The following is a 14663-nucleotide window of genomic DNA, read 5'->3' as shown; positions in this document are numbered from 1 at the left end:
TTTTTATATCATAAATAATTATATTATAATGAACTCGAATACGACAAATGAGGGGAGACTTCCCCTAACTTGGGCATACGCTTTTTCTATCTCCGTGTGAACCGTAATTATGTTTGTTATACCCAAACTTGTAGAGAAGAAAGAGTGTATGCATTTTTTGAAATAACCCGAAGCAGAAAAGTCTGCTTCGTTTTTTTGTAATGACAAATAATAAACAAAGTGGGATAATATATATAACCTAGTACTAAGACTAATGTCTAAAAAAGGAGCGAGATGTGATGTTAAACATAGAGCAAATTAAAGAAATTATCCCGCATCGCTATCCATTTCTACTTGTTGATCAAGTTCTTGAAGTAGAAGAAGGAAAACGAGCGGTCGGTATTAAAAACGTATCTGCAAATGAAGAATACTTTAATGGTCATTTCCCTGACTACGCAGTAATGCCTGGTGTACTCATTGTAGAAGCATTAGCACAAGTTGGCGCAATTGCTGTTTTAAAGAAAGAAGAAAACCGCGGCCGTCTTGCTTTCTTTGCTGGCATTGACAACTGCCGTTTTAAAAGACAAGTACGCCCAGGTGATCAGCTTCGTTTAGAAGTAGAAATGACACGTGTACGCGGGCCGATTGGCAAAGGAAAAGCAGTTGCAACTGTAAATGGTGAAGTAGCATGTGAAGCGGAAATTACATTTGCGCTTGGAGATAAGAAAGAGTAAAACCGTCATGACGATGACGGTTTTTTTATTTATCCCGCTATTCGTGGGCAGTAAGACCCCCACCTCAAGATTGAGAGAGAATCGTTGTCCAGCTCCAGTGGCTAGAATGTTCGGTGGCTTCGCTTCTTCCTACGAGGTAAAAAACACCTCTACGTCAGAAGCTCCATCCCCCTCACATTCTGAACGGACCACTTCCGCTTTTCTAAAGAAGATAGGTGGGGGATAACTGCCCGTAAAAGCCCGATTGGGCGGGCTAACCATCAGTGGGGGATGAAAAAATCCCCCACTGATGGCAATTTCACTTTATTGTAATTTTCTCATGAAACGTTTAACTTTTTTGAATTTAAAGTATATTCAAAAATATCATTGTTAATATAAGTAAATTATTGTATGATTTGGTATGTGGTATTTTCTTGGGAAGAAATTGTTGAGTAGCTTGCGATTTCTTATGCTAGGAAAATGTATATCTCGCTATTGTCACCTTAAGGATAGAAAGAACTTCTAGTATGTACTGATGATTAGTGGGGAATGAATCCCTGTTGATGAAGGTTTCACTTTTTATCCCGCATTAACGGGCAGTAATACTCCCACCTCAAAATTCGGCGAAAGCAAAGAAGTTAGGTGGGAGATAAACTGCCCGTAAAAGCCCGATTGGTTCAACTAATAATCAGTGGGGGATGAAGAAAACCCCCACTGATTAAAGTTTCACTTTATGAGGAGGATGTCGTATATGTTTTTTCGTAAACGTCTGCAATCAAAGCGGAAACTTATTGCATATGAAAAGCCGCAATCTGTTCTTGCCGAACAATATCGTAATATCCGAACAAATATACAATTTGCTTCTATTGATCAAAAGATTCGTTCTCTTGTCGTTACATCGGCAAATCCCGGAGAAGGAAAAACAACGACGACTGCCAATCTTGCTGTCGCTTTTGCACAGCAAGGAGATAAAATATTGCTTATAGACGCGGACTTACGAAAACCAGTTCTTCATCAGCTATTTCATGTTGACGCTGTTTTTGGATTAACAGATGTATTATCAAAACAACGAACGTTACAGGGGTGCATTGCAAAAACAGATGTAGAAAACGTACATCTGTTACCATGCGGACCTATCCCGCCAAATCCAGCAGAATTATTAGGATCAACAATGATGGGTGAATTACTGCAAGAAGCAAAGGAATATTATGACCTCATTCTGTTCGATACACCACCTGTTCTTGCCGTTACAGATGCTCAAGTTATTGCCAATCAATGCGAAGGTACGGTACTTGTACTATGCAGCGGAAAAACTGAAAAAGAGCAAGCGTTAAAAGCGAAAAATGTATTACATCACACAAATACAACATTGCTCGGTGTTGTGCTTAATGCGAAACCGCGATCCGAACATACATATGGATATTATTAATGACAAAAATAAGAAACCTAGGTAAAATTTATTGACTCCTAGGTTTTTTGTATATATAAATATTTTAGGGGTATAAAAAATATATGATCTTATATATATAAATATATGATCTTTTATTATGCGTTTATTGACAAATTCATGAGAGCATGTTGTCAGATTTAGTCTGATTTTGTAATATTAAGGTAGGGTTTTTTAAAAATCGGAAAATGGATAAAAATATCATGAGTAGACAATAGCATAAAGGTTTTTATAAAAATCTTATGTTTTTATAAAAACCCTATGTTTTTTTTATGTTATACTCTTTGTTATGTAAAATTATGAGAGCCGGGGGAGCTTATGGAAGAAACGATTAGTTTAAAAGAGTTATTTCAAGTTTTACGAAAGCGCTTCGCAATGATTCTTTCTATTACATTTGGAGCAGCAATCATTAGTGCGATTGTGAGCTTTTTCTTTATGACACCAATCTATCAATCTTCAACGCAAATTCTTGTTAACCAAAAGAAACAAGAAGGAGCAGCGATTCAATTTAATGAAGTTCAGACGAATGTTCAATTGACCAATACATATAAGGTTATTATTAAAAGTCCTGTTATTTTAGATCAAGTGAAAGAAAAGCTAGGTTTAAATATAACAACGCAAGACTTAAATAAAAAGATTGAAGTTGCTAATGAGAAAGATTCGCAAGTGGTAACGGTAACAGCGCAAGATAAAAATCCAAAAGTAGCACGTGATATTGCAAACACAACAGCGGAAATATTTAAAGTTGAAGTTGCCAAAATTATGAGGGTAGATAACGTAACTATTTTATCGAAAGCAGAAGTGGCAGAAAATCAATCTCCGATTAAGCCGCGTCCGATGATCAATATTGCGATTGCGTTTGTTGTAGGGTTAATGGCATCTGTTGGACTATCATTCTTACTAGAATATTTAGACAACACTGTAAAGAAAGAAGAAGATGTAGAGAAATTACTAGGATTACCAGTTCTCGGTATCGTTGCACGTATGGATGGAGAAGAAGTAGGAAAGAAATCACGTGCAGCATCAACGAAGAAAGTGAGGGGGCAAACAATTGGTTCTTAAAAGCTTATTTAAGAAAAAGAAACATCATCGTCAACGCCGTCAATTAATTGCATACAATCAGCCGAAATCACCAATCTCTGAGCAATATCGCAACATTCGTACGAATATTGAATTTGCCTCAGTAGATATGAGAATTCGTTCCTTAATGGTGACGTCTGCGAATCCAAGTGAAGGGAAAACGACGACAACATCAAATATTGCTGTTGTATTTGCCCAGCAAGGAAAGCGTGTACTACTTGTCGATGCAGACTTACGAAAACCAGCAACGCACCAAATGTTTCACATTGAGAACATTTTCGGTTTAACAAATGTATTAACAGCTGGTGAACGATTAGAAAAATGTATTCAAAAAACAGCAGTAGATAAATTAGATTTTCTCCCATCTGGCCCAATTCCGCCAAATCCTGCCGAACTACTTGGATCAAATGCGATGAAAGAACTGCTTAGTCAAACTTACAGCTTATATGATCTAGTAATCTTCGACTTGCCGCCAATCTTGCCAGTTACGGACGCACAAATTATGGCGAGCCAATGTGATGCATCTGTACTTGTTGTACGTAGTGAACAAACAGAAAAAGAAGCAGCAGTAAAGGCAAAAACATTATTAGAATCTGCAAAAGGCAAGTTGCTAGGTGTTATTCTGAACGATCGTGAACGTGAACAGAGCTTATATTACTACTACGGTGCAAACTAAAGAGATGTGCGCGCGGCGCACTTCTCTTTTATCTTGAAAATTCATAAGAAGAAAGGGTGAGGACAATGATCGATTTGCATTGTCATATTTTACCTGGTATTGATGATGGGGCCGGGACGTTAACGGATAGTCTAGCAATGGCACAAAAAGCAGCGGCAGAAGGTATTCATACGATCGTTGCAACTCCGCATCATCAAAACGGCAAATATATGAATGAGCGTGCAGAGATTCTTCATCAAGTAAAACAATTAAATGAATCGCTCCAAGAACATGATATTCCTCTCACTGTGTTACCAGGTCAAGAAGTTCGTTTATACGGGGATTTATTAGCAGATTATGAAGCTGGCAAAATTCTCACATTGAATGAAACGAATAAATATATATTAATTGAATTTCCATCCAATCACGTACCACGTTATGCTGAACAAATGTTATACGAATTACGAGTAAAGGGCATGATTCCTATTATTGTTCACCCCGAACGTAATGCCGAATTAATCGAGCAGCCAGATAAGTTATATAACCTCGTAAATAAAGGAGCGTTAACACAAGTAACAGCAGGGAGTTTACTTGGAAACTTCGGTAAGAAAATTAAAAAATTCTCACTGCAGCTCGTTGAACATAACTTAACCCATATGATTGCATCGGATGCGCATAACACAACGACAAGAGCATTTCATTTACAAGCCGGCTATGATGTGATTGAAAATGAATTTGGCGCAAATACGCTCATGGATTTCAAGGAAAATCCATACTTGTTTATAAGTGGTAAGATGATCTATAAAGAAGATCCACAACAAATTCGTCGTAAAAAATTATTTGGTATTTTTTAACGTAAGCAATGGTGATGTCTCCTAACCATTATCAACGGAGGCACTCGGTTGTGCTGTGGGTAGAAATTTTATTTCAACCTACCTTAGACGCTTGTCGTCGGGAGCATGGCGTGAGGATGGGTTAGATGCCCAATATAATTTATAAAAACTCTAGCTATGGAGTTGTGCATAAGGACACTGTAGCTAGGGTTTTTATTTTTAATATTATTATAGATGGATATAGAGAAAAAAGTGTGATTAGGGGGAATTATTTTGAAACAAGTAAAAAAAGCAATTATTCCAGCGGCTGGACTGGGAACAAGATTCTTACCAGCAACGAAAGCAATGCCAAAAGAAATGTTACCAATTGTCGACAAACCGACAATTCAATACATCGTAGAAGAAGCAATTGAATCTGGCATTGAAGACATCATTATCGTAACAGGAAAAGGAAAACGTGCAATTGAAGATCATTTCGATCATTCCTTTGAACTGGAAGAAAATCTATTAGCAAAAGGTAAATATGAAATTTTAGAAAAAGTACAAAAATCTTCAAAAATTAATATTCATTACATACGTCAAAAAGAACCAAAAGGGCTAGGACACGCAGTATGGTGTGCGCGAAAGTTTATCGGGAACGAACCATTTGCAGTATTACTTGGCGACGACATTGTCCAAGCGGAAACACCATGCTTACGTCAGTTAATAAATGAATACGAAGCAACAAGCGCTTCTGTCATCGGTGTCCAAACAGTGCCAGACAATGAAACACATCGCTACGGTATTATCGATCCAACTATGCAAAATGGCCGTCGCTATCAAGTGTGTCAATTTGTAGAAAAACCAGCACAAGGAACAGCGCCATCTAACTTAGCGATTATGGGTCGTTACATTTTAACACCAGAAATCTTTATGTTCTTAGAAAACCAGCAAACAGGTGCGGGCGGAGAAATTCAATTAACAGATGCCATTCAACGTTTAAATGAAATGCAACGAGTGTTTGCTTATGACTTTGAAGGAACACGCTATGACGTTGGAGAGAAGTTTGGCTTTATTAAAACAACAATTGAAATGGCACTTCAGCATGATGAATTAAAAGAAGAATTGATGAAGTATATGAATGAATTGGTGCGGAAAGAGAATGTGCATGTATAAAAAGTGAGGTGGGAGAACTTTGAGCTTGATAAAAGTATCAAGTGGAGATGCAGAGAAGGGGAATAATGGAGAGCTTATTTTGAAAGATGTGAACGGTCGTAAAGGTTATTTAGCAGCAAAGCGATGCATGGACTTTATTGGTGCGCTATGTGGCCTCATTTTATTATCTCCTATCTTCCTCATTGTGGCGATACTTATTAAATACGAGGATTCAAAGGGACCTGTATTTTTCAAACAAATTCGTGTTGGCAAAGACGGAAAAGAATTTCATATGTATAAGTTTCGTTCGATGGTTACGGATGCGGAAGAGCAATTAGACGATTTACTAGAATATAACGAAGTATCAGGTGCAATGTTTAAGATGAAAGACGATCCTCGTGTAACGAAGATTGGGAAATTAATTCGGAGAACGAGTATTGATGAGTTGCCTCAGTTACTTAATGTATTGAAAGGTGAGATGAGCCTGGTTGGTCCGAGGCCGCCACTATCGAGAGAAGTGAAAGAATATACTTCTTACGATAAACAGAGATTACTTGTTACACCTGGGTGTACGGGGCTTTGGCAAGTGACGGAAAGAAATAATGTTGGTTTTAAAGAAATGGTAGAGCTAGATTTAGAGTATATAAGTAAACGTGGATTCATATATGACTTGAAAATTATTTTTAGAACGATTCAAATAATGGTTAGATCTAATGGGGCATCTTAATACGATTAAAATAAGGGAGTTCAAAAGGATGAAAATAGTAGTAGTCGGTACGGGATATGTAGGACTTGTAACTGGTGTATCACTTGCTGAGATTGGCCATAGTGTTACTTGTCTTGATATAAATGAAGAGAAAATTAATATGTTACGTCAGGGAGTTTCTCCTATTTATGAACCAGGAATTGAAGAGTTAATAGAAAAGAACTTAATTGGCGGGACATTGTCTTTTGAAATTGCGGATAGAAATGTATATAAAGAGGCTGATGCTATATATATTGCTGTTGGTACACCGGAGTTGGAAGACGGTTCAGCTAATTTAACATATATTTATAAAGTCTGTGAAGATGTTGCTCATTCTATTACAAGAGATGTTACAGTTGTTGTTAAAAGTACAGTGCCAGTGGGAACAAACCATAAAATTAAATCGTATATTGAAGAGCGTTTGGTTGAAAAGAAAGTTAATGTAGAAGTTGTATCTAACCCTGAGTTTTTACGTGAAGGCTCAGCTGTTTATGATGTGTTTCATGGGGATCGAATTGTAATTGGTGCGGATAATGAAGAAGCAGGAAACTTAATTGAAGAGATTAACAAGCCATTTGGAATAGCAATTTATCGTACGAATACTTGTAGTGCTGAGATGATTAAATACGCATCAAATGCATTTCTTGCTACAAAAATTTCATTTATAAACGAAATAGCTAATATTTGTGAAAAAGTAAACGCGGATATAGAAGAAGTAGCAATGGGAATGGGACTAGATAGTCGTGTTGGTAATCAGTTTTTAAAAGCAGGTATCGGTTATGGTGGTTCTTGTTTCCCTAAAGATACAAAGGCACTTAAGAAAATCGCAGAAAATGTAGAGTATGATTTTAGCTTGCTAAGCGCAGTTATTGAGCTTAATAATAAACAGCAACGTAAGCTAATTGATCAAGCAATAAGTGATTTTGGAACATTAGAAGGAAAAAAAGTAGGGGTACTAGGTTTAACCTTCAAACCAAATACGGATGATATCCGTGAAGCAGCTTCGTTAGTCATTGTTCCAGATCTTATTAAAATGGGTGCTCGCGTTAAAGCATACGATCCGATTGCATTGGATAACGCGAAGAAAGAATTACCTGATGAAGTAGAGTATGTAAGTGATGTTATTGAAGCGATTAAAGATACTGATATTGTATTTATCTTAACGGAATGGGAAGAAATTAAATCTATATCATTAGAGACATTTGAGAAGAATATGAAAGAAGCTAATGTATATGATGGTAGAAACTGTTTTTCATTAAGTGATGTTCAAAATAGGAATATAAATTACTATTCAGTGGGAAGAAAGTCGGTTATTAAAAATCTTGTACGTGTATAATTTGAACAATACAAAGGCTATTTTACTACCTTTTTAGGGTAGGTCATTGAAAGAGGGAGAACATTGAAAATATGCTTTGCTGCTTCATCTGGAGGACATTTAGAACAATTAATGATGCTTTATCCTATGATGGAAAAAAATGAAAGTTTTATCTTAACAGAGAAAACAAATTATCAATTCAATCCTAAAGGTATTAAACATTATGATGTAATTCAAATTAATAGAAGAGAAATTACCTTCTTTTTTAAATTTATAATTTTACTTGTACAAACTTTAATTATTTTATTAAAGGAAAAACCAGATGTCGTTATTTCAACTGGTGCACTAGCAACGGTGCCAATGTGCATATTAGCAAAGTTGTTTAAGAAAAAATTAATATTTATTGAGTCTTTTTCTAAGATAACTTCGCCAACCATTACTGGTAAGCTAATGTATAAGCATGCAGATTTGTTCTTAGTTCAATGGGAAGAAATGAAAAAGTTTTACCCAAACGCAACTTATGGGGGCGGAATATATTGATTTTTGTTACAGTGGGGTCACAGAAGTTTCAATTTAATAGGTTGTTAAAAGCAATTGACCATTTGGTTGAAGTGGAGAAAATAAAACCTGATGAAGTATTTGCTCAAATTGGTTATTCAACATATGAACCACGCTATTATCCATATAAGAAATTTTTAAATAAGGAAGAGTTTTTAGACTTAATGGAGAAGAGCGAAATAATTGTTACTCATGGAGGAACTGGGTCTATTATTAATGGTGTAAAAAAGGAAAAAAAAGTGATTGGTGTTCCTAGAACTGTAGAATATGGCGAACACGTAGATAATCATCAATTTGAAATAATAGAGCAGTTTACGAATTCTAATTTGATATATGGGATTTCAGATGTTGATGAATTAGGAAATGCATTAGAGGCTGTAAAATGTATGGAATTTAGAAAATATGAATCTAATACTAATAATATTATTGGAATATTAGAGACGTTTTTAGCGAAGAACATATAATGTTACATCTGAAAACTTAAATTTAATTTAGTATAAATAACTCTACATATGAAAAAGATTAGAAAAAGGTGAATCAATGAATGTTATCATGATCGGATCTCATTTACGTGTAACAGGTGGGATTACTAGAGTGGTAAAAAACTATATGCAAGCTGGTCTTGGGAAAAAGGTTAATTTGGAATATTTACCCACCTATTATGGGTTTAATCATTTTGTAAACATAATGTATTTTATAATCCAGTATATAAAGCTATTCATTAAAATTAATGTATTAAACCAAAAATATGATGTTGCACATATTCATATGTCTTACAGAGGTAGTTTCATTCGAAAAAGATATATCATACAACTTTTGAATAATAAGTGTATACCTATTGTGTTACATATGCACGGGTCGCAATTTAAAGATTTTTATAATGAAAGTGATGATAATCGTAAGAAACAAATTATAGATACATTAAATAAAGTAACTGTAATTTTAGCATTAGGGGAACAATGGAAAGAGTATTACGAGTCTATCTGTACAACTAAAGTTGTATCATTAGATAATGCGGTTTTTCCGAAAGAAATCAATGGTAGTTTGGATGATAAAATATATATCACGACAATGGGGGTGCTTTCTCAGAGAAAAGGTACTTATGACCTAATTGAAGTTGGAGCAAAATTAAAGGGGAAAATAGATAGTAAGTATAAATTTGTTTTAGCTGGTGATGGTGAGATTGAAAAAGTAAAAAAAAGGATTAATGATTTAGGTTTAAATGATTTATTTATTGTGCCTGGTTGGATTTCAGATGACAAGAAAATAGAGGAAATTTATCGGAAAAGTATTATTTATGTATTGCCTTCTTATAATGAAGGTATGCCAATGTCTATTTTAGAGGCAATGAGTTATGGTTTGCCGATTATATCCACTTCTGTTGGTTCTATTCCTTCAGTAGTTGAGAAGGAAAATGGATTTATTATTAAGCCTGGAGATATAAATGAGCTAAAAAATAAAATTATCGACCTATTGAGTGATAATTCAACTACTAATTCGATAAAAAAATACAATATTGAAAAAATAAATATGAAATATAATGTTTATAATTCGTTAGATCAAGTGTTTTCGTTATATGAAAAGATTATAAAAAGTTCACAATAAAAGTTATAACTAAAAATTTTAGTTAAAGTGAGTTGAGTGTGATGCCTGGCTTTTTTGGCTTTATTTCAAATAAAAAAGAGGTATTAGATAGGGATGTTAATGTTTATGAGATTATTGATAAAAATAGCTATTTAATTGAAGAGGAAGCGGTAGTTACTACTTCAATGTTATATGGAAAGTTTTTTAGAAATGCAGTTAAGAAATTTGAAAGAGATAAAACATTTTATGAAGATCAAAATAATTTTCATATTTTAGATGGCGTAATTTTAAACAAGAGTGATTTGTATAGAGAATATAATATTGATGAAGATAGAATAGCAATGTTGTTAAATGAGATGTCCAATGCAAATTCAAAAGCATTTTTCCAAAAGCTTAGAGGTAGTTTTGCGGGTGTTTTTTTTAACAAAGAAGAAAATATATTTACTCTGTATACAAATCATGTTGGGGACAAAGAGGTTTTTTATCACATTCATGAGAAAGAGAGCACACTTTACTTCGCTACTGAATTTGAAGTACTTATAAGGTTAATTCATAAAAAAACTGGTAAAAGATTTCGAATTAATCATAATGCGGCTTATAGCTTAATGACACATTCTCACGTCTTGTGTAATGAAACTTTATTTGAAGAGGTATATAGGTTAACACCAGGACACTATATCCGTTATTCTACAAGTCAAATTGAAAAAAAATGCTATTATGTTTTAAGTAATAAGTCTATTGATATTTCAGAGGCAGAAGCATTAGTAAAATTAGATAGTTATTTTAAAAATGCAATTAAAAGATCATTTGAGAAGGATCTAGAGTATGGATATAAACACCTGGTGGCGTTAAGTGGTGGATTAGACTCTAGGATGACTGCCTGGGTTGCTCATACTATGGGATATACTAATATGCTCAATTATACTTTCTCTCAAACAGATTATTTGGATGAAAAAGTACCTAAACAAATTTCTGATAAATTAAAAACAGAGTGGATGTTTAAAGCATTAGATAATGGAACCTATATTTATAAGTACTTTGATGAGTCAGTCCAAATATCGGGAGCTAGGAGTCAAGCTTGTACTATTGCACATACATTAAGTATGGTTAGTAATATTAACTTAGATAAATACGGTATAATTCATACAGGGCAAATTGGTGACGTAATAATTGGAACTTTTTACGATAATGGAGAACGACAAAGTTTTAAACCAGGCGCCGGGGCATATTCTACTAAACTTATTGATAAGGTAGAATACAATATAGATAAGGCCTTTCATTTGGAGGATCAAGAGATCTTTAAATTTTATAACAGGGGCTTTACAGGCGTCAACATTGGATTAAAACCTATGTTTCAATATACTGAGACTATTTCTCCATTTTTAGATATTGATTTTATGGATTTTTGCTTATCTTTACCGCTAGATTATAGAAAAGGGCACAGTATTTACATTAAATGGATAAATAGGTATTATCCCGAAGCTGCAGATTTTGTTTATGAAAAAGTAAAAGGTAAAATAAACAAAAAAGTAATAACTGTTAAAGGGGTTCCAGTTCCGTGGACGAGTATTCCAGCTGCAGGTATTAAATTAATTAAAAACAAATTAGGATTAAAATTGAATTCAAGAAACCATATGCATCCGATGGATTATTGGTATAGAACAAATGAATATTTGAGTGACTTTTATGAAGAACAGTTTTATAAAAATATTGATTTATTACAAGATACTTCTCTAAAAAATGATTGTGAAGTTTTATTTAGACAGGGGAGTACCCTTGAAAAAGATCAAGTAGTTACATTATTAGTATTTTTAAATCAAATGAATAATTATATTAGATAATTTATATGTTTTAAAATACGAGAGATTAAACTCAAAATATAATGGGAGAATTTATAATGAGAATAATGCATTTAAATTCTGAATTGTTTCTTGGTGGTGGGCTAGAAAGAATTATTGTAGATTTAATGATAAAAAATAATAAAACTCCTAGTTATCTATGTGTGATAAATGATAGATGGAGCAAAGAGTATATAGAAATGCTTAACAAAGATTCCCTTCTATTATGCAATAGAAGGGAAGGAACGAGAAATCCAATTATAAATTTGCGTACTATTTATAAAACCTGTAGGTTTATGACAAAAAATAATGTAGATATTATTCATTGTCATGACACATTCAGTTTAAAGTTTGCTTATTTACTTAAGAAAATGATGAAAGTTAAAGTTGTGTTTACTGTACATGATACAAAGATATATAATGAAAATTTAAATAAGTATCCTGTTGATAAATATATAGCTATTTCGAAGGCTGTCTATAAAACTGTAAGTAAATACGTTCCTGAAGAAAAAATCAAGTTAATTTACAATGGGGTAAATCTTGAAAAGTTTGGCAGTAGTATTGAGTTATCCAATAAAAATAAAGATGTTCTTAATATTGCATGTGTTGCACGTATCGTACCAGAAAAAAAAGGTCAGGATATTTTAATAAAGTCACTTAATATTTTGAGGAATCAGTATGGGTATACAGATTTTAATTGTTTTTTTGCCGGTGCTGCTACAGATCAAAAACAAATTGATCAGTTAAATGATTTAATTTTACAGTATCATTTAGAAAAGAACGTTAAATTCTTAGGGAATATTGAGAATATAGAGAGAGTATATGCAGATACAGATATTTTTGTTTTACCATCTAGATACGAAGGCTTTGGATTAGTAGTAGTAGAAGCCTTAGCAGCTGGATGTACTGTAATTGTTAGTAAACTTGAGGGTCCCCTTGAAATAGTGAAGGAAAATGAAGAGTATGGTTTATGTTTTAAAAAGGAAGATTATAAAGAACTAGCTGAAAAACTATACCGTTTAGTAAGCGACGAAGATTATCGTAAGCAATACGAGAAGAATAATAAAACTACTGAATATTTAGAACGTGAATATTCTCTAGAAAATATGATTAAGAGATATAATGAAGCTTATAGAGAGTTGTATATAAATATTTAAATAAAATGATTTATGCCGAATTATAATCTTTGTATATTAAATATGAAAAAATTAAGATAAAGGTATCCATGTATGAAAAGTTTAAAAGTTAACTTAAACAAGTATTTCAATCATAGCCTGTTAAAAAACCTTAGTATTGTATTCTTGGAAAGTGTTATAACAAAGGCATTGAGTTTTATAAGTATTCTAATTTTATCTAGGCAACTAGGTCCAGAAGATTATGGGAAGTATTCATTCATTTTTGTAACGGTGGCTTTCTGTAGTGCATTTTTTGATTTTGGAATGGAGAATACAGCAGTCCGATTTTCAGCAAGAGGTAAAGAAAAAATCCAAAGTATATTTGGATTATATTTTTTTACAAAGATAATTATTACTGCAGTGGTTATTGTGGCACTAATTTTATTTGGGGCTCAGATTTTTTCTATTCAGGGTAAAGATGAGATAACTCTATATATTCCGTATTTAATTGTAGGTTATTTAGGAGAATCTCTACTGTTTGTAAATGATACGTATTTGCAAGCAATTCAGAAGTTTAAACTTAGAGCATGGATTAATATATTTAGGTATCTTGCTTTGATTCTTGTGATTTTAAGCTTAGTAGTAAAAGACATGTTGCTTTTGAAGTATGTATTTATTTTATACTTCTTACCAATCATAATCTCTTTGCCATTTCTATTTAAGTATTTTAAGTTTGTTAAAATTTACTTTTCTTTACGTTTACCTAAGGAGTTACTAAAAGAGATTATTAACTACGAAAAGTGGATGTTAATGATTTCTATCCCTAATAACACCTTAGGTAGAATTGATTTCTTTATGATTTCTTTATGGATTACTTACGAACAAATTGGAATTTATAATGCGGCATTTCAATTATCTGCTATTGTTTCATTTATTCCATTTGCTTTTGGGAAAGTAATGTTACCTGCAATGTCGGAATTAGATGCACAAGAAGTAGTGAGGAGAACCAAAAAAATTATAAAGCCTACGTTAATTGTTTCTGCTGTTATGTTATGTATGATTCCTTTAGTACATGTGATAGTCCCAATCCTTTTAGGAGAAAAGTATTTAGGTTCAATTAATATTCTTCAAGTAATGTTGATATCGGCAATATTGGCATTTGTCATTGTTCCTATTGAACAGGCTATTTATTCATTAGGAAAACCGATGTTTATTACAATAGGAAAGTATATTCAAATTGGGGTAATTATACTTTTGATTTTTGTGACTGTACCCTATTTTGGGGTAATTTGGGCTGCAATTAGTGTGGCACAGGCTCGATTATTATATGCAGTGATATTAATGAGAATGTATTTAAATTATAAAAATAAATACGTTCTTAATGAAAACAGAGAAATTATCAAAGAAGATACTGTGTTATAGCGTTAAGATATCGAAATAGAGAAAAAAGCAAAGGATATTTATAAGTCTATAAGTATCCTTCATTTAGTATCATCGCTTTAGGTTTGAAGAGCGAAATATCTTCTTTTTAATTTTGTTATAGGGAGTTTTAATTTAAATTAAGGTAAAAGATGTATAGTTTATTATTTGAAAGAGATAAGGTTATAAAATTCTTTGATGTATAACATATGTAAGCGTGATATGTATAACTGCCTTATAGTTTCGAC

The 14663-nt window shown here is 33.1% G+C and carries 14 protein-coding genes; all 14 read left to right on the top strand.

The window, feature by feature from the left end:
* The first annotated feature begins 278 nt into the window (after positions 1 to 278).
* Positions 279 to 713: a 3-hydroxyacyl-ACP dehydratase FabZ gene (gene fabZ / locus MR076_RS01380; protein WP_035430592.1), complete on the top strand. Its 435-nt coding sequence runs from the start codon at positions 279 to 281 to the stop codon at positions 711 to 713.
* Between the two features lie 730 nt (positions 714 to 1443).
* Entirely contained in the window at positions 1444 to 2121 is a 678-nt protein-coding gene (locus tag MR076_RS01375; RefSeq protein ID WP_242216885.1) for a CpsD/CapB family tyrosine-protein kinase, read from the top strand.
* Between the two features lie 336 nt (positions 2122 to 2457).
* The gene (locus MR076_RS01370; protein WP_242216884.1) at positions 2458 to 3201 is read left to right on the top strand and encodes a YveK family protein; all 744 of its coding nucleotides are present in this window, start codon (positions 2458 to 2460) and stop codon (positions 3199 to 3201) included.
* On the top strand, positions 3191 to 3895 hold the full coding sequence (locus tag MR076_RS01365) for a CpsD/CapB family tyrosine-protein kinase (protein WP_242216882.1): 705 nt from the start codon (positions 3191 to 3193) through the stop codon (positions 3893 to 3895). Before MR076_RS01370 ends, MR076_RS01365 begins: the two co-directional genes overlap by 11 nt.
* A 65-nt stretch (positions 3896 to 3960) precedes the next feature.
* Positions 3961 to 4728 (top strand): tyrosine-protein phosphatase, encoded by a 768-nt coding sequence (locus MR076_RS01360; RefSeq protein ID WP_242216880.1) that lies wholly within the window; start codon positions 3961 to 3963, stop codon positions 4726 to 4728.
* 252 nt (positions 4729 to 4980) lie between these two features.
* Positions 4981 to 5862, top strand: a complete 882-nt coding sequence (gene galU, locus MR076_RS01355; protein WP_242216878.1) for a UTP--glucose-1-phosphate uridylyltransferase GalU — start codon at positions 4981 to 4983, stop codon at positions 5860 to 5862.
* Between the two features lie 19 nt (positions 5863 to 5881).
* Positions 5882 to 6568: a sugar transferase gene (locus tag MR076_RS01350; protein ID WP_277928288.1), complete on the top strand. Its 687-nt coding sequence runs from the start codon at positions 5882 to 5884 to the stop codon at positions 6566 to 6568.
* 28 nt (positions 6569 to 6596) lie between these two features.
* The gene (locus tag MR076_RS01345; protein ID WP_242216874.1) at positions 6597 to 7922 is read left to right on the top strand and encodes a UDP-glucose dehydrogenase family protein; all 1326 of its coding nucleotides are present in this window, start codon (positions 6597 to 6599) and stop codon (positions 7920 to 7922) included.
* Positions 7923 to 7985: 63 nt separating this feature from the next.
* Entirely contained in the window at positions 7986 to 8441 is a 456-nt protein-coding gene (gene pssD, locus MR076_RS01340; protein ID WP_242216872.1) for a PssD/Cps14F family polysaccharide biosynthesis glycosyltransferase, read from the top strand.
* Positions 8438 to 8923: a PssE/Cps14G family polysaccharide biosynthesis glycosyltransferase gene (pssE, locus tag MR076_RS01335; RefSeq protein ID WP_242216870.1), complete on the top strand. Its 486-nt coding sequence runs from the start codon at positions 8438 to 8440 to the stop codon at positions 8921 to 8923. Before pssD ends, pssE begins: the two co-directional genes overlap by 4 nt.
* A 76-nt stretch (positions 8924 to 8999) precedes the next feature.
* Positions 9000 to 10064, top strand: a complete 1065-nt coding sequence (locus MR076_RS01330; RefSeq protein WP_242216868.1) for a glycosyltransferase family 4 protein — start codon at positions 9000 to 9002, stop codon at positions 10062 to 10064.
* Between the two features lie 41 nt (positions 10065 to 10105).
* Positions 10106 to 11884, top strand: a complete 1779-nt coding sequence (locus tag MR076_RS01325; protein WP_242217012.1) for an asparagine synthetase B family protein — start codon at positions 10106 to 10108, stop codon at positions 11882 to 11884.
* 56 nt (positions 11885 to 11940) lie between these two features.
* Entirely contained in the window at positions 11941 to 13038 is a 1098-nt protein-coding gene (locus MR076_RS01320; protein WP_242216866.1) for a glycosyltransferase family 4 protein, read from the top strand.
* A gap of 72 nt (positions 13039 to 13110) precedes the next feature.
* Positions 13111 to 14418 carry a flippase gene (locus MR076_RS01315; protein ID WP_242216863.1) on the top strand — a complete coding sequence of 436 codons (1308 nt, stop codon included), beginning with the start codon at positions 13111 to 13113 and terminating at the stop codon, positions 14416 to 14418.
* Positions 14419 to 14663: the final 245 nt, after the last annotated feature.

Origin of the sequence: Bacillus cereus group sp. BfR-BA-01380, assembly GCF_022663535.1 — a bacterium.
In the GTDB taxonomy this organism is placed as follows: Bacteria; Bacillota; Bacilli; order Bacillales; family Bacillaceae_G; genus Bacillus_A; species Bacillus_A cereus_BB.
The sequence above is the reverse complement of the archived record's forward strand: the minus strand, read 5'-3'. Positions and strand labels throughout refer to the sequence as shown.